Raw genomic sequence first — 19,083 nt, forward strand, 5'->3', positions numbered from 1 at the left:
CCGGTTGACGCCGGTTTCCCCGCCCTAGCCGACGAGGCGGCGTTCCCAGGCCCAGGCGGCGATCTCGACCCGGTTCCGGGCCGGGAGTTTCATCTGCACGCTGGCCAGGTGGGTCTTGACCGTGCCGACGGCGATGAAGAGCCGGCTGGCGATCTCGGCGTTGGTCAGACCCCGGGCGACGAGCTTGACGACGTCGAGTTCACGCGGGGACAGGCCGGCGTCGTCGTGCGCCGGGGCGGGCGGGCTGAGGTGTTCCAGCAGCCGTACCGTGATGGACGGGCTGATCAACGCGTCGCCGGAGACGGCCGCGCGGACCGCCTCCACAAGCAGCGCCGGGCCGGAGTCCTTGAGCAGAAAGCCGCAGGCGCCGTTGGAGAGCGCGGTGTGCACGTACTCGTCGAGGTCGAAGGTGGTGACCACCACGACCCTCATCGGGTCGGCGACGCCCGGCCCGGCGAGCAGCCGCAGTGCCTCCAGGCCGTCCAGGCGGGGCATCCGGATGTCCAGCAGCACCACGTCCGGTCGCAGGGCCCGGGCCAGCTCGACCGCGGTCACTCCGTCGGCGGCCTCGCCGACGACCTCCATGTCCGCCTGCGCCTCGATGATCATGCCGAAGCCGGTCCGGACCATCGCCTGGTCGTCGGCGATGAGCACGCGGATCACCGGACCACCGCCGGGTGCAGGGGCAGCGCCGCGTCGAGTACCCAGCCGCCGGCGACGCCGGGCCCGGCGGTGATCGTGCCGCCGAGGGCGCGTACCCGCTCGGTGAGGCCGATCAAGCCGAAGCCGTGCCCCTGGGCCGGCGGAGTGGGCGGACTCGCGCCGTCGTCGACCACCCGGACCACCAACCAGTCCGGGGTACGGCGCACGGCCACGTCGACGAACCGAGCGTCCGGGGCGTGCTGTCGACTGTTGGTCAACCCCTCCATCACGACCCGGTACGCCGAGGTCGACACCTCCACCGGCAGCCCGTCCAGGTCGCCGTCCACGTGCAGCCGGGCCTGCGCCCGCGTCGTGCCGTTGAGGCCCTCGAGCAGCGGTGCCAGATCCGCCACGCCGGCCAGCGGGGCCAGCGGCGCGTCCGGCGGGGCGTCCGGGTTGCGCAGGACGCCGACCATCCGCCGCATCGCGGCCATCGTCTCGGCGCCGGCCCGCTCAATTTGCTCCAGGGCGGCGATCACCCGCTGCGGGTCCTGCTCGGCGACGAACCGGGCCCCCTGCGCCTGCACCACGATGCCGGTCACGTGGTGGGCGATGAAGTCGTGCAGGTCACGGGCGAACTCGGCGCGCTGCTCGGCCCGGACCAGCGCGATCGTCCGGTCCCGTCGGGCGGCGACGACGCGCAGGTAGACGCCACCCGCGGCGGCGCCCACCGCGGCGAGCGCCTGGAGCAACCCGAAGATCACGAGCACGTTGTCGGTGCCGGCCCGCAGCGGCAGCAGGGCGGCGGCGAGCCCGGTGGCCACGGCCGCCCACGGCGCGAGCCGGGCCGCGCCCCACCGGCTCACCACGAAGACCACGGCCAGCAGCCCGGCCGACTCGGCGAGCCCCCAGCTGCCACCGAGAAGGTAGCCGTTGTTGGCGACGACCCGGATCCCGAGGGTGACGGTGAGTGAGGCGGTGGCCAGGACGAGCGCCGCCACCGGCAACCGCCGGGAATTCTCCCGGTGCATCGGCAGCCAGAGCGGCACCGTCCCCACCGTTAGCCCCACCCGCAGCAGGAGGAGAAGCAGCGCGGCCGGGCTCAGCCCGGTCGACGTGCTGAACCGCAGGTCGAAGAGCGTGAACAGGCCCAGCGCCAGCAGGCCGGCGGCCTGGGCCAGGCGTACCCACAGAAGTCGAAGTGCTGGCGCGTTCATCGTGACCCAGAGTAGCCACGCCGGTGATGTCGGCGGATCGGCCGAAAGGCAGACCCGCCGCCGGCCATACCCGGCCCCGGACCGATGCGCCCGCCGGCCGGTGACGGCGAGGCTTCCCGGGTCGGAAGAACATCGCTGGAGGAACCATGAGAACGCACGTCCCCGCCGCACCGGAGACGAGCCGCGCCGCCGTCGCCGCGGTCGACCTGGTCAAGGTGTACGGCAACGGCGACACCGCGGTACGGGCCCTGGACGGGGTGTCGGTCGACTTCGGCCGCGCCGAGTTCACCGCGATCATGGGGTCGTCCGGGTCGGGCAAGTCGACCCTGATGCACTGCCTCGCCGGCCTGGACACGGCCACCTCCGGCCGGGTCGTGCTCGGCGGGACGGAGCTGACGGGCCGGTCGGACCGGACCCTGACCCGGGTCCGCCGGGAACGGATCGGGTTCGTCTTCCAGTCGTTCAACCTGCTGCCGCAGCTCACCGCCGCGCAGAACATCACCCTCCCGCTGGATCTCGCCGGCCGGCAGCCCGACGGGGAACTCCTCGCGCACCTGGTCGACGTGCTCGGGCTCGGCCAGCGGCTCGCGCACCGGCCCAGCGAGCTCTCCGGCGGCCAGCAGCAGCGGGTCGCGCTGGCCCGGGCGCTGGTGGCGCGGCCCGAGGTGGTCTTCGCCGACGAGCCGACCGGCAACCTCGACTCGCGTTCGGGCGCGGAGGTGCTCGCCATCCTGCGCGACTCGGTCCGTGACCTCGGCCAGACCGTCGTCATGGTCACCCACGACCCGATCGCCGCCGCGTACGCCGACCGGGTGGTGCTGCTCGCCGACGGCCGGGTCGCCGGCGAGATCGACAAGCCGAACCAGGGCTCGGTCACCGACGCGCTGCGCGATCTGGCGGCCGGCGCATGAGGGCGGCGGCACTGCGTACCCAGGTGAGCGCCGCGGCCCGACGCCCCGGCCGGCTGATCCTGACCGGCCTGGCCGTCCTGGTCGTGTCGTTCGTCGTCTTCGGCACCGTGCTGGCGCAGCAGATCACCGAACGGACCACGAGGGACAACCTCAGCGGTACGCCGGCCGCCACCGACCTGGTGATCGGCAGCCCGGACCAGCCGCCCGCCGTGGCGGCCCTGTCGCGCCTGCGCGCCGTACCCGGTGTCGCCGAGGTGGTGGGGCGGACGGAGATCGGCGTGAGCCTCGGTGAGTCGTACCTCAACCTGCGGGCCGACCCCGGCACCGGCCCGCTCTCCACGACGCGGCTGGTCGAGGGGAGCTACCCGGACGCCCCGGGGGAGGTGGCGGTCACCCCGCGCACCGTGGAACGGCTGGGGCTCACCGTCGGCACCGTGACCAGCGGGTTCGGCGGCGAGCGGACCGGGCCCAGCCCGCTCACCATCACCGGGGTGGTCGCCACGGCCGACGACGCCGGTTACGACGGCTACGCCCCGGACGCGGTGGTGAGCGCGTGGGCCGGCCTGCGCACGGTCAGCCAGATCGACCTGCGGCTGGCTCCCGGCGCGTCGGCGGACACGGTCCGGCAGGGGATAGCCGGCGTGCTGCCGGCCGACCCGCAGGTGCGGACCGGCGCCGAGGTCCGCCAGGAGGAGGCCGACGCGGCGGCGGACCAGGTGGGGAGGCTGTTCGTCCTGGTCGGCCTGTTCGTCGCGGTGGCGGTCGCCGCCGCGGCGCTGGTGGTCACCTCGACGTTCCGGATCGTCTTCGCCCAGCGGATGCGGCAGCTCGCCCTGCTGCGGGCGGTCGGCGCGAATCGGGGAACGCTGGTGAGCGCGCTGACCGCCGAGGGAGCGCTGACCGGCCTGGTCGCCGGCGTCGTCGGGGTGGCCGCCGCTCTCGCCGCCGGGTACGCCCTCCCGGCGATCCTGCGCGCCTCCGGAAAGGCCGTCTCGTCGCCGGGCCTGCCACTGGCGGCGGCGGTCGCGGTGGTGGTCGGCGCCGTCGTCCTCACCGTGCTGGCGGTCCTGGCGCCGGCGTTCTCCGCCGCCCGGGTCTCCCCGCTGGAGGCGCTGCGGGCGGCGAGCACCACCGCCGGCCGGCGTGGCATCGGGGTGGCACGCCTGGTCGCCGGGCTGCTGCTGGTCGTCGGCGCGGCGCTGGCGGGCGCCGCGACGTTCAGCCGGTTGCCGACGCCGGAGCAGGAGTCCTACGACCCGAGGCCGGGCATGCTCCTGCTCGTCGGGTCCGGCACGCTGGCGTTCTTCGCGCTGGTGGCACTCGGGCCGCTGCTGGTGCGTCCGGTGCTGGCCGTGCTGGGTTGGCCGCTGCGCCAGTTCGCGCCGCTCGGGCGGCTGGCGGTCGGCGGGATCGGCGGGGCGCCCCGCCGGGCCGCCGCGGTCTCCGTCGTGGTCGCGCTCGGCGTGACCCTGATCTCTGCGGTGGTCATCGGCGGCGCGTCGATGCGGGTCCTGTCCGACCGGGAGATGGCGCTCTCCGCGCCGGCCGACTTCGAGGTCACCGCCAGCAACGGTTCGCTGCTGCCGGACGCCGTCGTGACGCGGGCCGAGGCGGCGCGCGGCGCGCTGGCACGGATGGCCCCGTACCGGCGGATCGACGACGTCACGCTGCTGCGCGGCACCGACCGGCTGGGCAGCGCCGAGTCCGGGTACCCGACGAGTGACCTCGACCTGCCGGCCCTGCCGACCACCGAGGATCTCGACGTGACGCAGGGCAGGCTGGCCGACCGTGGCCCCGGCCGGATCGTGCTCGGCGGCTGGGTCGCCCGGGAGACCGGACTGCGGGCCGGGGACACCGCGCGGCTCGCCCGTGCCGGGAAGACGGTCGACGTACGCGTGGCCGCCGTCCTGCCCGACCACGGCCCCCTGCACGCGGGCATCCTGACCGACCGCGCGGACCTCGACCGGCTCGGTGCACCGAAGGGGTACAGCGGTCTGCTGGCCGACGCGGCGCGGCCGGGCGAGGACGGCCGTACCGCCGGGGTGCGGGCGCTGCGGCAGGCGATCGGCGGGAGCGACGGGGTGGGTCTGGCGGTGCTCGCCGACGAGCGGGACCGCAACGACGCTCTGCTGGACACGTTGCTGTGGATCGCGGTCGGCCTGGTCAGCCTGACCGTGCTGATCGCGGTGGTCGGCGTGGGGTCCACGACCGCGCTGTCGGTGGTCGAGCGGGAGCGCGAGTCCGGGCTGCTCCGCGCGGTCGGCCTGTCCCGGCCCGGCCTGCGTGCCATGCTGACCGCCGAATCCGGCCTGTACGGGGTGATCGGTGCGACGATCGGTCTGCTGCTCGGCGTCCCGTACGCCTGGTTGGCGGTGCAGGCCCTCGGGGTCAACGCCCCGCTGGCCCTGCCGGTGCTGCCGTTGGTCGGGCTCTTCGCGGCGCTGGTCGTGCTGACGGCGCTGGCCGGCGTGCTGCCGGCCCGGCGGGCGTCCCGGGTCAGCCCGGTGACGGCGTTGGGGATCGACGGCTGAGCACCGCCGCGGGTCGACGCCGGGACCTCGGCGTCGACCCGCGGCGGCACGGTCAGTTGGGGTTGTTGGCGTGGGTCAGCGTCTCCCAGGCCACGAAGAGGTTGTTGCTGCCGGCGGGGCGCTGTTGCAGCGTGAGGGTCTGCGTGTTGGTCATGGCGTTGCCCAGCCGGTTGCTCATCGCGTTGAAGCCGACCTCGGTGATCGGGCCGAGGCCCCGGGTGAGGCTGCCGCCGCAGAGCCAGGAGGGCGGCGCCTCGCCGAGCTGGTAGCGCGAATGAAAGCCGAGCGCGTGCCGCAGCCGCTCACCGACCTGCGGGTACAGGTCCTGTCCCTGGATACGGGAGGTCTCCGCGACATGCGAGATGGCGGAGATCCCGTACCCGGTGTGGGTGAAGTCGCGGCAGGTCTCCTGGGCGAGGCCGGCGACGAAGGTGGACTGGCCGTGCCAGTAGCCGATGATCTCGCCGCGGGTGTCCAGGCCGCTGCCGGGCACGGTGTACGGCAGCGCTCCGTCGCTGGGCAGGTAGACGAAGGCCCGGGTCCGGTTGAGGAAGCGGGCGACCGCCGCGTCGTAGGCGGCCCGGTCCTCCAGGAAGACCGCGATGCCGAGCGTCGCCTCCATCATGGTCAGTTCCCAGTTGCCGTTGCTGCTGGAGCCGTTACGGACCATTGGCAGGTAGACGGTGCGCAGCATGGTGGCGAACCGGTTGGCGTTGGGCCAACTCGTGTACGTGTACCTGATGATCTCGGCGGCGCGGGGCCAGACCGACGCCGCCCACCCGGTCTGCAACGGCGCGTTGCTGCCGGTGTGCGCGGTGATCGTGGCCGACCAGGCGTCCATGATCTGGATCGCCTTCTGCGCGTGCCGGGCGTCCCCGGTGAGGGACCAGGCGAGCGCCTGGGTGTACGCGGCGATCGCGTCCTCACGCTCGTCGGTGCAGCCGTTGTTCGGATTGGAGTAGGAGCCACACTCGACGACCGGGCGGGGAGCGGGGTTGCGCGTCAGGGAGGCGTACCGGCTGCTCATCATCTGGCTGTAGGCCGACGCCCACGGCTGGGCGCCGGCCTGCACCCGGCCGCGGACGAAGTCGAGCTGGACCCGGCTGACCAGCACCCCGGGGTGGGTGAAGCTGACCGGGGCGGCGGCCGTCGCGGCGGGCGCGCCGAGCACCAGGCTCGTCGGTACGGCGAGCAGGGCCGCGGCGAGCGCGGCGGTCAACCGGATGAGGTGCCGGCGGGGGGCGGCTCCGGCCAATCGTCTCGCCATGTCAGGTCCTTCCGACGGGTCCAACTGTAAAGTCTGTTAATCATTACAGGGACGTCCATCGATATCAATGCCTCCCCGCCGCCCGAGGGTCAGCTGTTCGCGGGCCGGCGCAGGACCATCTTCGACGTGTCGACCAGCCCGAGCCCGGCGATGCCGACGACCGGCAGGACGGTCAGCTGCCACAGTCCGGCGCCGTCCCAGCCGAGCCCGGCGACCAGCCGCGCGAAGAGCAGACCGGAGAAGGCCGCCGCCACGTAGTAGGAGAGCATGAAGAGGCCCGCGCCCCGCCCGACGTGCTCGGGTCGGACGGCTCGCTGCATGGCGGTCGTGCAGTTGGTGAAGAGGAAGCCGCTGGCGAAGGCGCCCATCAGGAAGGCGAGCACGTACTGGGCCGGCGCCGAGGTGGCGACCTGGTAGGTGACGTACGCGGTGGCGGAGGTGGCGACGAATGCGAAGGCGAGCAGGTAGCGCTGGTTGACCCGGTCGCCCAGCCAGCCGGCCGGCAGGGCCATCATCGCCCCGAAGCCCGAGATGGACACGGCCAGTGCCGCCTGCTGCGGGCTGAACTCGAGCTGCTCGCGCAGGAACGTGGGGTACAGGCCGAGGAAGCCGTAGAACACCAGCCCGGACACCGCGCAGGCGATGCCCAGGCCCAGGGTGTTGCGGTTGTACGGGCTCGCGGGCACGTGGTCGAAGCTGCCCTGCGGCCCTGCGTTGGCGCCCGTGACGGCCTCGGTCAGTCGCTTGTTGACGATCAGTGCGATGAGCAGGCACATCACGAGGCCGGCGGCGGCGAAGACGAAGAACGGCGCCCGCCAGGTGTCCCAACCGGTGGCGAGCCTGGTTCCGATCAGGGGTCCCAGGAAGATGCCGGCGCCGAACGCGACGCCCACCACGCCGGCGGCGACTGCCCGGCGGTGGAAGAAGAACGCGCCGATGACGGCGTAGAGCGCGGTGGCCTGTACGCCCTCGCCGACGCCGGAGATCAGGCGGAACACGCTCATGTCGACGAAGCCGGAGGCGACCGGAATCGCCAGCGTCCCGATCGAGTAGACCAGGACGCTGATCAGGATGATGGTCTTACGGGAGACGCGGTCGACCAGGTACCCGGCGGGGAGCCCGGCCAGGGCGAGGCCGAGCGTGAAGCCCGTCGCCAGCAGCCCGCCCTGATCCAGGGAGAAGCCGAACTCAGCGCGGATCTCGGGCAGCAGCGGGTAGAAGATCTGCCGGTCCATCGCGTTGAGCATGTACGAGGCGCACAGCACCGCGAAGCCGACGGCGATCGACGCCCGGGTCAGGCCCGTTGTCGTTCCGGTGGACGGGGGCTCGGTTGGTTCCTTCAGTGTCTCGGTCATGGTGGTGTCTCCTCTTCAGGTGACGGCGACGCGCGCCGTCCCGCGGTGAGGGTCTGGTGGGGGTGGAGCGGTCGAACGCTGCGCGCTTCGAGTCCCGGACGACTGTCCGTATGGCGACCCGCAAGAACGTTGGCGTAACGATGGAGCCTCTTCATGGGCCTGTCAAGGGGCAGCTTTTGACGTGACTGTTACGCGGATTTCCTCGTTGTCCGGCATGCGGACGAGGGCTCGGCCCGGGGGCTGTGCGCAGTCGGCCCGGCGGCGTCGCCTGCGTGTGGAGGGGCCGCTGACGTAAGCGGAGACGGCAAGGACTCCGGCGTGCTCTGGGCGGTGCTGGCCCTGGAGGCGTTCAGCCGGCGGTGTGCTGGAGAGCGTGTCCGCCGATCTCCGACTGGCTGTCCGCACAGCGGACAGTTCTGGAACCGGCGACGGCTCCCGGCGCGGGTGCGCCGGGAGCCGTCGTGCGTCCGCGGGCTACCGCAGGCCGGGTACGTCGATGACGATCAGCTCGGTGTCGTCCGCGCGCCCCGGGATGCGCCCGTCGTTGCCCGGGAAGTTGTTGTCGTTGGCGACGAGCACCCGGTCACCGCCGAGCGGCAGCACCGACTCGACCGACTGGAGCGGAAACGAGAAGCGCGGTCCCACGCCGTACTCGCCCGGACGGGCCGGGGTGGAGACCCCCTTCGGGTCGGCGATCCGCATCAGGTCGACCGCCGTACGCCGGGTCAGGTAGCCGTCGCTGCCCACCTCGTCGAGGTCGGCCACGACCAGGCGCTTCACCAGCGGCTGCTGGCCCATGCCGTTGTCCCGCTCGATCAGCAGCAGCCGTCGGCCGTCGAGCACCGCGGCGTCGCCGACCAGCAGGGACGGGTCGTCGACCCGGAACGACCAGGTGCGGCCGGTGTAGCGGTTGGCGCGTACGTCGAACTCGTAGACGACCCGGCGTCGCTGGTCGGGGTCGGCGGTCTTCGCGCCCTCCAGGATCGGGTAGAGGGTCCAGCCGTCCGTGCTGGCGGCCATCGCCTCGAAGCCGTTGCTGGCCCGCAGGGTCGGGGTTTCGCCCGGCGCGAGGTCCGGCGACTGCGGTGATCTGGTCCCGTCCGGCAGCGGGATCGGGGCCTGGAGCACCTTTCCGGTCCGGTCGGTCCGGATCAGGTACGGTCCGAACTCGTCGCCGATCCACAGGTCGCCCCGCGCGTCGCGGGCCAGCGACTCGATGTCGAAGTCCGCGCCGGTCAGCAGCCGGTCCCGGGTGTCGCCGTTGACGATCGGGAAGGGCACCTTGCGATCCGGGTCGCGGAAGCTGATGTGCCCCTGGATCCGTACGCCGTGGGTGCGGTAGTTCGGCTCGATCTCGTACGCCCGCAGCAGGAAGTCGGCCGAGTTGGTCTTCGCGCCGAAGCCGTTGTCCGGCATGGCGAGCAGCCGCTCGCCGGAGCGGTCACCGGCCCGGGCCGGGATCACCGCGGAGAATCCGGGGATGGGCTGGCCCGGGAAGGGCGGCGTGATCCCGTTGACCGGCGTGGGCGCGAGTTGCGTACCGGAGACCGGCCCGGGCTGGTAGGCGGTCGCCGACAGCAGCGCCCGCTGCTGGAGGCTCACCTCCGGCCGCAGCTTCACCGACAGCGCGTACACGCGGGTGGTCTGCGTGGCGCTGCCGTTGTCGTCGGAGATGAGGTACAGCGGGCGGCGACCGCCGGGCAGCGGGCCGCCGAGCGCGGCGCCCTCGATGTTGTCCAGCAGCGGGTTGGGCTGCGGCTGCTTGGAGGTCGCGCCGGACGGCGGGCAGTCGGCGACGTCGACCAGCAGTTCCTTGCCGAGCCACGAGCGCGGGTCGGTGACCGTCGACAGGGACGGCACGGTGGAGACGTCCGGTGCGCCGGTCGCGAAGACCCGGTACACCCGGACCGTGTTGCCCAGCCCGGTGGTGAAGCCCCGCTCGACGGCGAGCAGCTGGTTGTCGCCGAGCGCCACCAGCTCGACCAGACCGAGGTTGGCGTCGGTGCGGTAGGCGTACTGGGCGGTCGGGGTGTATGTGCCGCCCTCCCGACCCTCGTACCGGAGAACCCGCTGCAGGCCCCGACCCTGGGCGTCGCGGCCGTCCGCGGCGAGCGGCCCCTCCATCCCGGCGTAGAGGATCCGGTGGTCCGCGGTGCTGGTCAGCGCCTCGAAGGTCTGGTTGACCTCGGCCTCGCCGGCCGGCGCTACCTGGAACTGGGCCGGCACCGGCAACGACGCGATCTCGCGGCCGTCGGAGAGCCGGAACCGCCGGATGGACGGCTCCCGCTCCGAGCTGGCGAGCACGCTGGCGCCGCCGCGCTCGGCGACGAGGCCCTCACCGTCGAAGTCCGCCCCGGTGTACGGCGTGCCGTCCGGCCGGGTGAGGACGGTGACGTCGCGGACGTCCACGTCGACGCCGCGACGGCCGGTCTCCAACCCCAGCTCGTACACGCGGGCGGGGCTGGTGCCGATGTTGTCCACCAGCGCCAGGGCGCGCGACGGACGGGTGAGCGCCAGCGCGGACAGGCCGGCGACCTGGGTGCCCCGGAAGGTGGCCTTGTCGAGGTCGTCGGAGAAGCCGAGCAGCGACGCGTCCGGTGCGCAGATCGCACCCGTGGCGGGCTGCCCCGGGGTCGGGTGTGTCGGAGCGCCGAGCGCCGGCACCGCCGTGAGCAGTGAGAGCGCGGCCGCCGCGGACGTGACGGCCCGGACACGTATGGACGTGGTACCCACATTGCCTCCAGCATCGTGTGAGCGGTCAGTACCGCCAGGCCGATGCAAACGTCCGCCGCCCGCCACAGTGGAACCCCCACCGGAACGTCGCGTGAACAGCCAGTGCACTGTCCCGTGCCGGGTGGTCGGGCCGACCGGTCAGGGATGCATGCTGGCGCCCTTGAGGACCTTGTCCACCACGTTGCGGGGGGCGTGCAGCGCCAACCCCACCAGGTCGAGCTTCTCCCGACCGGCCGCTCGCACGGCGGCGCGGTTGTCCCGGTCGTTCCCGGTGGCGAACAGCTCGGACGTGAAGACCGCGAGGCGCAGCCCGCGGGTGAGCGCGCGCGAGTGCGCGCCGGCGAGCGTGCCCCGATCGCCGGCGAAGACCAGGACCGGCTGGCGGAACATCGGCAGGTACGTGGTGCCGTCCGCGTCGCGGTACTCCTCGCCCAGCAACTCCGGCTCGGCGTGCGCGACGCCACTGACCAGGAAGGCGGTGACGTTCAGCCGTTGCCAGCCCGCCAGGTCGTTGCGGAGCAGCACGGCAATCTTGGTGTTGAAGCGGATCGGTTCGGTCATGCCGTCGAACCTGCCCGACCCGGCACCGACCGGTCTTGTACGTTCTTAGCGTGGCCACCCGGCCGGCGGGCTCACACGTCAGCGCGTGGCGACCCGCGGTAGCCGGGGTCGCCGAGGTCTTCCACGCCCATTTCGTGGATCACGCGTACCCACGGCACACCCACGACGTGTGGACGCTGCTGATCGTCGACGACGGTGCGGTCCGATTCGACCTCGACCGGCACCGCCACGGCGTGCTGAGGACGTCGGTCACCCTGCTGCCGCCGCACGTGCCGCACGACGGCCGCTCCGCCACACCGCACGGCTTCCGCAAGCGGGTCCTGTACCTCGACACCTCGACGCTCGGTGCGGAGCTGACAGGGCGGGCGGTCGACCGGCCGAGCCTGGCCGATCCGCAACTGCGGCAGCGGATCCACCACCTGCACCAGGTACTCGCCCAACGGGGGGACATGCTCGAGGCCGACAGCCGGCTCACGTTCATCCTGGAACGGCTCCGCCGGCAGCTCGGTGAGCGCATCCCGACCAGCATCGAGCCGGCCGCACGCGGCCTCGCCGTCCGACTGCGTGAGCTGCTGGACGCCCGCACCGTCGAGGGCGTCACCCTGCGGGAGGCCGCCGAGCTGCTGCACGCCCACCCGACCCATCTGGTCCGGACGTTCACGCACGTGCACGGGCTGCCGCCGCACTCGTACCTGACCGGTCGCCGGGTCGAGCTCGCGCGTCGCCTGCTCCTGGAGGGGCAGCGTCCCGCCGAGGTCGCCGCCGCGGCCGGGTTCTTCGACCAGGCTCATCTGACCCGCCACTTCCGGCGTCACCTGGGCGTCAGTCCGGCCCGCTACCCCCAGCGTCGATGGGAGCGGCATTCTGGCGATGCGGCCGTCCCGCCCGACCGTCGCACCTAGCATCGGAGGAGGACCGTCCGGGACCCCCAGCTCTTCGCTCGCGTTCCTGAAGAGCTGATCGAGGTCAGACGCGCTGGGCGCCGATGACCGAGAGCAGCCGCAGCTTCTCGTCGCTCTCCGACCCGGGCACGGCGGTGAAGACCAGCAACGTCTGGGACTGGTCGGGATCGACCAGGGTCTGGCAGTGCAGCTCCAGCGGCCCCACCTCGGGGTGCACGAAGTGCTTCGGAGGGCAGTAGCCGCCCGGCACCGGGTGCTCGCGCCACAGCTGCGCGAACTCCGGGCTCGCGGCCAGCAGGGCGTCGACGATGGCCGCCGCGCGCGAGCCCCGGCCGTCGCGGGTGTACGCCGCGTGCAGGTGCGCCACGAGGAGACGGCTCTGCGTCTGGTGGTCCTCCGTCGGGTGCAGGTGCCGCGTCTGCGGGTCGGTGAACCAGCGGTGGTGCAGGCTGCGCGCCAGCCCGGTGTGCCGGGTCTCGTCGCCGAGCAGCGCGATCGCCGGCGCGGTCTGCGCCAGTGTCTCGCCGAGGTGGTTCACCACCTGGGCGGGGGTGTCCTGCAGTCGGTCGAGGATCCGCATCATGCCCGGGTTGACGTGGTCGGCCCGGACCGTACGGTGCGGGACGGCGTGACCGGCGAGCTGGAACAGGTGGTCTCGCTCGGCCAGGGAGAGTCGCAGGCCACGGGCCAGGGCGGCGAGCATCTGCTCGGAGGGGTGCGGGCCTCGTTGCTGCTCCAGCCGGCTGTAGTAGTCGGTGGACATCCCGCTCAACGCGGCGACCTCCTCGCGTCGCAGCCCTCCGGTCCGCCGACGCTGACCCCGGGGGAGACCCACGTCCTCGGGCTGGAGCGCCTCGCGTCGGGTGCGCAGGAAGCTGGCGAGTTGGGCGCGGTCCACGCTGACTCCTCGATCGGTGGGTGCCGGCGGTCAACCGGCACGTGCATTGCAACAGGTGGGCACGGGCGCGCTGTTCCGCTCCGGCGTCCGGACGCTGGCGGGCGTGGGGGCGGGGGGCGGGGGCTGTACCTGCAACCGCGCCCTTTGCTCTGCTTCACCCCACGCAACACCAGACGTCCGCTATCCGGACACCAGGTGGTGCGCCGGTTGAAGCAGAGCAAAGGGCGCGGTGTGGGCGGGACCGGACGCCCCCGCTCGACGGCGACGCCCCCGGCCCGACGGCCCGGCCCGACGGCGACGCCCCCCGGCCCGACGGCCCGGCCCGACCGCGACGGCCCCGGCCCGACGGCGTGGGCCGGGGCCGTCCGGGGGCGGTCAGCGCTGGATGGACTTGGTCTCCAGGAACTCCTCCAGGCCGAAGCGGCCGAACTCGCGGCCGTTGCCCGACCGCTTGTAGCCGCCGAACGGCGCCAGCGGGTTCCAGTGACCGGCGTTCACGTCGACCTGACCCACCCGCAGCCGCCGGGCGACCGCCAGCGCGTGCTCCGGCTCGCCGAAGACGCCGCTGGTGAGGCCGTACAGCGTGCCGTTGGCGATGGCCACGGCCTCGTCCTCGTCGGTGTAGGGGATGATCGTCAGCACCGGGCCGAAGATCTCCTCCTGGGCGATCGCCGAGTTCGGGTCGACGTCGGCGAAGATCGTCGGCCGGACGTAGGCGCCGTTGGTCAGACCCTCCGGCCGGCTCGGGCCACCGAACACGAGCCGGGCGCCGTCGGCGACGCCCCGCTCGATGTACCCGACGACCTTCTGCCGGTGGGCCTCCGAGGCCAGCGGCCCCAGCCGGGTCGCCTCGTCGGTCGGGTCGCCGACGGTGTACTGCTTCGCCGCCTCGACGGCCAGCGCCACCACCTCGTCCTGCCGGGTGGCCGGCACCAGCATCCGCGGCCACGCCCCGCAGACCTGGCCGCCGTTGGCGAACGCCATCATGACGCCCGTGGTGACCGCCGTCGGCAGGTCGGCGTCGTCGAGGATGATGTTGGCGCCCTTGCCGCCCAGCTCCAGCGCGACCCGCTTGACGGTCGCCGCGGCCACCGCTCCGATCCGCTGCCCGGCCCGGGTGGAGCCGGTGAACGAGATCATGTCGATGTCCGGGTGGGCCGACATGGCCTCGCCGACGACCGGACCGGTGCCGTACACCACGTTGAACACGCCCGCCGGTACGCCCGCCTCGGCGGCGACCTCGGCGAGGATCCGCGCGGTCAGCGGGGCGTTCTCGGACGGCTTGAAGACCATCGTGTTCCCGGCGAGCAGCGCCGGCGCCAGCTTGGAGACGATCTGTTGCAGCGGGAAGTTCCACGGCGTGATCGCACCGACCACGCCGATCGCCTCACGGACGATCAGCGAGTTGCCGACCTCCTCGGTCCAGGCGAAGTCGTCGGCGAGGCCGGCGACGGACCCGATCACCGCGGCCGGGAAACCGACCTGGGCGGTCCGGGACATGCCGATCGGGGAGCCCATCTCGGCGGTGATCGCCGCGGCGATCTCCTCCTGCCGGGCGGCGAGGCCCGCGCCGAGGCGGCGCAGCACGTCCGACCGCCGCGACGGGGTGGTGGCCGCCCACCCGGGGAAGGCCGCCCGCGCGGCGGCGACGGCCCGGTCGACGTCGGCCGCGGTGCCGGCCGGGGTCTCGGCGACCACGTCGCCGGTCGCCGGGTTCACGACGGTGAGGGCGCCGGCCGAGCCGGCGATGATCTCGCCACCGATCCAGTGACCGGTGACGGTGTAGGTGGCAGGTGTCATGGACCGACCGTGGCACCGGCGCGGCGCCCCAACCAGGTGCGGTTCATCCAGGGACTGACGATCCCTGGCTGGGGTCGGAGCCGCTCACAGCGCCAGGACGATGCGACCGGCGGCCGTGCCGGTGTCCTGGCGCGACCAGGCGTCCGCGACCGAGGCGAACGGCACGATCTCGTGGTCGACGGTGACCCGACCGCCTGCCGCGTGCTCGGCCACCACGGCCAGCGACGCCGCTCGCTGGTCGGTCGACAACCCGTTGTTGGTGTAGCCGATCATCCGCAGCGACCCGCTGCGCAGCACCGCGGACTCGATCGGCGCGGTCGCGCCTGCGGCGCTGCCCAGGTTGACCAGGCGACCACCCGGGCGCAGCACCCGCAGCGCCGCCGCGGCCGGGACACCGAAGACCGGATCGAGGACGAGGTCGACCGGACCCTCGGCGGCGTCGCGCAGCCGTTCGGCCATCGACGCGACGTCGTCCTCCGGGAGCAGCGGGACGGCGACCGCGGCGCCGAGCTCCTCGGCGCGGGCCCGCGCCGAGGCGGAGCGGGCCACGGCGATCACCCGGCGCGCCCCGCCGAGCAGGGCCAGCTGAACGGCCGCCTGACCGACCACCCCACCGGCCCCGAGCACGATGACCTGCTCACCGGCCGTCAGGTCGCCGGCGTGTGTCAGGGCCGCGTGCGCGGCGACCGCCGAGAGGCCCAGGGCGGCGAGCAGGGTCAGGGGTACGTCGGGCGGCAGCGCCACCACGTCGGCGCCGGGCACCGCGACGGTGGTCGCCATGCTGCCGTCGACCCCGGACCGCATCCCGGCCGACGTGCCGAACCACACCGGGCTGCCGTCGGCGAGCCGGCCGACGCCCTGCACGCCCGGCACGTACGGGGTCGCCGGCGTGCCGAAGTAGCTGGTGCCGGTGGCGCAGAGCACGTCCAGCGGGGTGATCGGCACCGCCTCCACGGTGATCGCCAGCTCGCCGTCGGCCGGTACGGGGGCCGGCCGCTCGACGATCGTCGGTGGGGTGCCGCAGGCGGTGAGCAGGGCCGCGCGGATCACGTCGCGATGTCCGGGTAGGGCATCGCGAAATGGGCCAGCCGTGCGCCGTAGGACTTCTGGTACTCCAGCGGCTCGGTGTTGTCCCGCTCGAAGACCGCGATGAAGAGGGTCAGGGTCAGAAACGGGTGCGCGCCCAGCTCGAACAGCTTCACGTGGTCCCGGGTGGCCAGCGCCTCCCGCTCGACGTCGTCGAAGCGCAGCCAGGTGCTCGCCTCCCCGCCGTGGCAGTTGAGGACGGCGTTGGCGCGTTCGGCCTCCCACCAGGCGACCAGCTCACGCGGCTCGCTCCGGTAGCGCTCGACCAGCTCCGGGTCCCGGTCGACGGTGTAGAGGAACTTGTTCAGCAGGTACTTGCTCATGCCGCCGGCGCTCCGTTCGGGTACCAGGTGAAGTAGGCCTCCATGGTGTGGAACAGATCGAGGGTGTCGACGTAGTCAGCCTTCACGCCGGCCCCGGCCACACCCATCATGAGCATGAAGTCCATGAAGCCGTGGGTGGCGTTGCCGGGGGAGTGCAGGCTGTCCAGGGTGACCTCGCGCAGGCACCCGTCGAGGTCCCCGTTCGCGATCCACTCGACCGCCCGTTGGTCGAACTCCGGGTCCGGGCCGTGCGGGCCGAACTGCCGGGGCCCGCCCAGCTCCAGCGAGAGGTGGCCGGTGCCGATGACGGCCACCCGCAGGTGCGACGGCCACGACTCGACGATCTCCCGGATCGCGGCGCCGAGCTGGACGAAGCGCTTCGGCTGCGGCAGGGGCGGCGCGAAGATGTTCGTGTAGATCGGCACGATCGGCAGGTCGGCCTCGGGCCGCAGCGTGATGATCGGGCAGGTGATGCTGTGGTCGATCCGCAGCTCGTTGCTGAACGCGAGGTCGAAGCCGGCGTCGAGACCCGCCCGCAGGATGTGCCCGGACAGGTCCTCCTGGCCCCTGAGCAGCATCCGGGGCAGGCCGAACTCGCGCTCCTCGTTGTACCAGTTCGCGTCGTAGCTGGGCGCCTTGCCGACCAGGAACTGCGGCATGTTGTCCAGCCAGAGCTGGTGGAAGTGGTCCGAGCCGACCATCACCAGCACGTCGGGCCGGGCCCGGGTCAACGTCTCGCGGAAGGCCAGGATCTTGCTCGTCCACTCGTCGGCGAACGGTGGCCGGTCCTCGCCGGTGGCGGTGCTGGCCCGGTAGTAGAAGGGGTGGTGGGTGGAGGCGATGACCGCGACGACGGTGGCCATTCCGCTCCTTTCGCTGCAGACGAGGGGTCAGGGTTCGTAGCGGGCGTTGCGGTCGACGGCGCGGTAGATGTCCATGCCAAGCGGCCGGCGTCGCTCCTCGGCGAGGTGCCCGAGCAGCCCCGCCGCACGGGCCAGCAGGGCGAAACCGCGCAGCATCTCGACGGGGAGCCCGAGGTCGGCGAGCGCCGCGCCGCAGACCCCGGCGCCGTTGAGCGGCAGGGTACGGCCGAGCACCTGCGGGTGCACTCGTCCGATCGCCTCGAACAGTCGCAGGTGTGGGCCGTGCAGACCCTCCTCGGTGGCGATCCGGATCAGGACGGGGGTGCGCGGATCCTGCTCCTTGTGCACGGGATGCCCGAGCCCGGGGACCAGCCGGCGCTCCTGCCTGGCTCGGGTGACGGCGTCGAGCGCCACGGCGTCGTAGTCGCTCACCTCACCGGCCTGGGCGAGCGTGTCGGCGAGGAAGCGTCCACAGTCCTCGGTGACGCCGAGGAAGCGGGAGCCGCCGCCGAGCAGGCCGGCGGCGAGCGCGCCCTGCAGCGACTCCGGCGCCGACAGGTAGGTGAGCCGGGCCGCGATCGCCGTCGGGGTGAAGCCGTGGTCGGCGAGCGCCACCAGCACCGCCTCGAAGACCCGTACCTCGCCCGGGGTGGGGCGCCGCCCGGCGACCAGCCAGTACGCCAGCTCGCCGAAGCCGACCTGGCCCATCAGATCGGCGGCCAGATCCTGCCCCAACAGCGAGATGGTGGTCGGGTCGGACGTGCCGATCCCGGTCGGAAAGCTCAGGTCCTCAGCCACGCGCGGATCTCCTCACCGTGTTCGTCGAGCCCGGGCGGCGGCAGCTCGTACCGGGCGGGGGTGTCGGAGAAGGTGATGGGGTTGCGGACCCCGGGCACGTCGCCGACGGCGACCACCGGGTCGAGCCCCAGCTCCTGGGCGAGCGCGACGCCGCCGTCGATCGTGTTGATCGGTGCGCAGGGGACGCCCGCGGCGAGCAGCTCACGGAACCACTCGTCCTTGGTCCGCTTGGCGAGCCGTTCGACGAGCAGGGGCCGCAGCTGCTCGCGGTTGGCGGTGCGGTCCTGGTTGCGCCCGAAGCGCGGGTCGTCGGGCAGGTCCGGCAGGTCGAGCACCTGGCAGAGCTTGCGGAACTGCCCGTCGTTGCCGGCGATGACGATCAGCTCGCCGTCCGCGGTGGGCAGCGGCTCGTACGGGAAGAGGCTGGGGTGCGCGTTGCCCATCCGGAACGGGACGGTGCCGCCGGCGACGTAGCCGCTGGAGTGGTTGACCAGGCCGGACAGCGCGGAGCTGAGCAGGTTGACCTCGACGTGCTGACCCTTGCCAGTCGCGCCCCGGTGGTGCAGCGCGGCGAGGATGCCGATGCTCGCGTGCAGCCCGGCCATCACGTCGAACACGGAGATGCCGGCCCGGTACGGCGGGCCGTCCGGGTCGCCGGTGAGACTCATCAGGCCCGAGATCGCCTGCACCATCAGGTCGTAGCCGGGAAAGTCCGCTCCGACGCCGGTGCCGAAACCGCTGATGCTCGCGTACACGACCTTCTCGTTGCCGGCGGCAACTGTGTCGTAGTCGAGGCCGAAGCGGGCCAGGCCGCCGGGCCGGAAGTTCTCGATCAGCACGTCGGCGCGGCGGGCGAGTTCCTGCGCGGCCGCCAGGTCGTCCGGCTTCTTCAGGTCGAGGGCGACCGACCGCTTGTTGCGGTTGATGCCGAGGTAGTACGTCGAGACCCCGTCGCGGGTGGGTGGCATCCAGGTGCGGGTGTCGTCGCCACCGGGGCTCTCCACCTTGATCACCTGGGCGCCCAGGTCCGCCAGGAGCATCGTGGCGTACGGCCCGGCGAGGATCCGGGAGAAGTCCGCGACGAGCAGGCCGGCCAGTGGCCCCGTCGATTGCTGCACCATGTTTCCGCCCGTTCTGCGGACACATGTCCGCCCAGACAGCTTGCGTCAGTCGGGGGTACCTGTCAACGGTCGATT

General features: G+C 72.9%; 16 protein-coding genes. 3 read left to right on the forward strand and 13 right to left on the reverse strand.

What is annotated here, in order from left to right; genetic code table 11:
- Positions 1-24: 24 nt before the first annotated feature.
- Both AB0K07_RS13550 and AB0K07_RS13555 read right to left on the reverse strand, forming a co-directional pair.
- Positions 25-663 carry a response regulator transcription factor gene (locus tag AB0K07_RS13550; protein ID WP_363754738.1) on the reverse strand — a complete coding sequence of 213 codons (639 nt, stop codon included), beginning with the start codon at positions 661-663 and terminating at the stop codon, positions 25-27.
- Complete coding sequence (locus tag AB0K07_RS13555) at positions 660-1,859, reverse strand: histidine kinase (RefSeq protein WP_363754740.1); 1,200 nt, start codon at positions 1,857-1,859, stop codon at positions 660-662. Before AB0K07_RS13555 ends, AB0K07_RS13550 begins: the two co-directional genes overlap by 4 nt.
- 146 nt (positions 1,860-2,005) lie before the next feature.
- On the opposite strand from AB0K07_RS13555, the gene AB0K07_RS13560 reads away from it, so the two are divergent.
- Together AB0K07_RS13560 and AB0K07_RS13565 are read left to right on the forward strand one after the other, a co-directional pair.
- The gene (locus tag AB0K07_RS13560) at positions 2,006-2,770 is read left to right on the forward strand and encodes an ABC transporter ATP-binding protein (RefSeq protein WP_363754742.1); all 765 of its coding nucleotides are present in this window, start codon (positions 2,006-2,008) and stop codon (positions 2,768-2,770) included.
- Positions 2,767-5,301, forward strand: coding sequence for an ABC transporter permease (locus AB0K07_RS13565; RefSeq protein ID WP_363754744.1), 2,535 nt, complete (start codon positions 2,767-2,769; stop codon positions 5,299-5,301). The genes AB0K07_RS13560 and AB0K07_RS13565 overlap by 4 nt, the downstream gene beginning before the upstream one ends.
- A gap of 52 nt (positions 5,302-5,353) precedes the next feature.
- Here AB0K07_RS13565 and AB0K07_RS13570 read toward each other — a convergent pair whose 3' ends face one another.
- The 4 genes from AB0K07_RS13570 to AB0K07_RS13585 form a co-directional block, all read right to left on the reverse strand.
- On the reverse strand, positions 5,354-6,568 hold the full coding sequence (locus tag AB0K07_RS13570) for an alginate lyase family protein (RefSeq protein ID WP_363754746.1): 1,215 nt from the start codon (positions 6,566-6,568) through the stop codon (positions 5,354-5,356).
- 89 nt (positions 6,569-6,657) lie between these two features.
- Positions 6,658-7,923 carry an MFS transporter gene (locus AB0K07_RS13575; protein ID WP_363754748.1) on the reverse strand — a complete coding sequence of 422 codons (1,266 nt, stop codon included), beginning with the start codon at positions 7,921-7,923 and terminating at the stop codon, positions 6,658-6,660.
- A 474-nt stretch (positions 7,924-8,397) separates the two neighbouring features.
- On the reverse strand, positions 8,398-10,656 hold the full coding sequence (locus AB0K07_RS13580) for an esterase-like activity of phytase family protein (protein ID WP_363754750.1): 2,259 nt from the start codon (positions 10,654-10,656) through the stop codon (positions 8,398-8,400).
- Between the two features lie 138 nt (positions 10,657-10,794).
- Entirely contained in the window at positions 10,795-11,217 is a 423-nt protein-coding gene (locus tag AB0K07_RS13585) for a DUF2000 domain-containing protein (RefSeq protein ID WP_363754752.1), read from the reverse strand.
- A gap of 50 nt (positions 11,218-11,267) precedes the next feature.
- Here AB0K07_RS13585 and AB0K07_RS13590 point away from each other — a divergent pair, with 50 nt between their 5' ends.
- Complete coding sequence (locus tag AB0K07_RS13590; protein ID WP_363754754.1) at positions 11,268-12,119, forward strand: AraC family transcriptional regulator; 852 nt, start codon at positions 11,268-11,270, stop codon at positions 12,117-12,119.
- A 64-nt stretch (positions 12,120-12,183) separates the two neighbouring features.
- Here AB0K07_RS13590 and AB0K07_RS13595 read toward each other — a convergent pair whose 3' ends face one another.
- From AB0K07_RS13595 to AB0K07_RS13625, 7 genes are all read right to left on the reverse strand, one after another.
- Positions 12,184-13,017 carry a helix-turn-helix transcriptional regulator gene (locus AB0K07_RS13595; protein ID WP_363754756.1) on the reverse strand — a complete coding sequence of 278 codons (834 nt, stop codon included), beginning with the start codon at positions 13,015-13,017 and terminating at the stop codon, positions 12,184-12,186.
- A 375-nt stretch (positions 13,018-13,392) separates the two neighbouring features.
- Positions 13,393-14,817: an aldehyde dehydrogenase family protein gene (locus AB0K07_RS13600; RefSeq protein ID WP_363754758.1), complete on the reverse strand. Its 1,425-nt coding sequence runs from the start codon at positions 14,815-14,817 to the stop codon at positions 13,393-13,395.
- An 84-nt stretch (positions 14,818-14,901) separates the two neighbouring features.
- A complete protein-coding gene (locus AB0K07_RS13605) occupies positions 14,902-15,867 on the reverse strand; it encodes a zinc-binding alcohol dehydrogenase family protein (protein ID WP_363754760.1) in 966 nt (321 codons plus the stop codon).
- Positions 15,864-16,226, reverse strand: a complete 363-nt coding sequence (locus AB0K07_RS13610; RefSeq protein WP_363754762.1) for a hypothetical protein — start codon at positions 16,224-16,226, stop codon at positions 15,864-15,866. Before AB0K07_RS13610 ends, AB0K07_RS13605 begins: the two co-directional genes overlap by 4 nt.
- Complete coding sequence (locus tag AB0K07_RS13615) at positions 16,223-17,089, reverse strand: extradiol ring-cleavage dioxygenase (protein WP_363754764.1); 867 nt, start codon at positions 17,087-17,089, stop codon at positions 16,223-16,225. The genes AB0K07_RS13610 and AB0K07_RS13615 overlap by 4 nt, the downstream gene beginning before the upstream one ends.
- Positions 17,090-17,116: 27 nt before the next feature.
- Positions 17,117-17,887 carry a citryl-CoA lyase gene (locus AB0K07_RS13620; protein WP_363754766.1) on the reverse strand — a complete coding sequence of 257 codons (771 nt, stop codon included), beginning with the start codon at positions 17,885-17,887 and terminating at the stop codon, positions 17,117-17,119.
- A complete protein-coding gene (locus AB0K07_RS13625) occupies positions 17,872-19,008 on the reverse strand; it encodes a CoA transferase (protein ID WP_363754768.1) in 1,137 nt (378 codons plus the stop codon). Before AB0K07_RS13625 ends, AB0K07_RS13620 begins: the two co-directional genes overlap by 16 nt.
- Positions 19,009-19,083: the final 75 nt, after the last annotated feature.

This window comes from Micromonospora sp. NPDC049301 (assembly GCF_040678715.1).
Taxonomy (GTDB): domain Bacteria; phylum Actinomycetota; class Actinomycetes; order Mycobacteriales; family Micromonosporaceae; genus Micromonospora.

Bases quoted from the DNA above. Each gene is read 5' to 3' on its own strand.
- AB0K07_RS13585 (WP_363754752.1), bottom strand. From the start codon at position 11,217: ATGACCGAACCGATCCGCTTCAACACCAAGATTGCCGTGCTGCTCCGC.
- AB0K07_RS13565 (WP_363754744.1), top strand. From the start codon at position 2,767: ATGAGGGCGGCGGCACTGCGTACCCAGGTGAGCGCCGCGGCCCGACGC.
- AB0K07_RS13615 (WP_363754764.1), bottom strand. From the start codon at position 17,089: ATGGCCACCGTCGTCGCGGTCATCGCCTCCACCCACCACCCCTTCTAC.
- AB0K07_RS13555 (WP_363754740.1), bottom strand. From the start codon at position 1,859: ATGAACGCGCCAGCACTTCGACTTCTGTGGGTACGCCTGGCCCAGGCC.
- AB0K07_RS13570 (WP_363754746.1), bottom strand. From the start codon at position 6,568: ATGGCGAGACGATTGGCCGGAGCCGCCCCCCGCCGGCACCTCATCCGG.
- AB0K07_RS13600 (WP_363754758.1), bottom strand. From the start codon at position 14,817: ATGACACCTGCCACCTACACCGTCACCGGTCACTGGATCGGTGGCGAG.
- AB0K07_RS13625 (WP_363754768.1), bottom strand. From the start codon at position 19,008: ATGGTGCAGCAATCGACGGGGCCACTGGCCGGCCTGCTCGTCGCGGAC.
- AB0K07_RS13575 (WP_363754748.1), bottom strand. From the start codon at position 7,923: ATGACCGAGACACTGAAGGAACCAACCGAGCCCCCGTCCACCGGAACG.
- AB0K07_RS13560 (WP_363754742.1), top strand. From the start codon at position 2,006: ATGAGAACGCACGTCCCCGCCGCACCGGAGACGAGCCGCGCCGCCGTC.
- AB0K07_RS13610 (WP_363754762.1), bottom strand. From the start codon at position 16,226: ATGAGCAAGTACCTGCTGAACAAGTTCCTCTACACCGTCGACCGGGAC.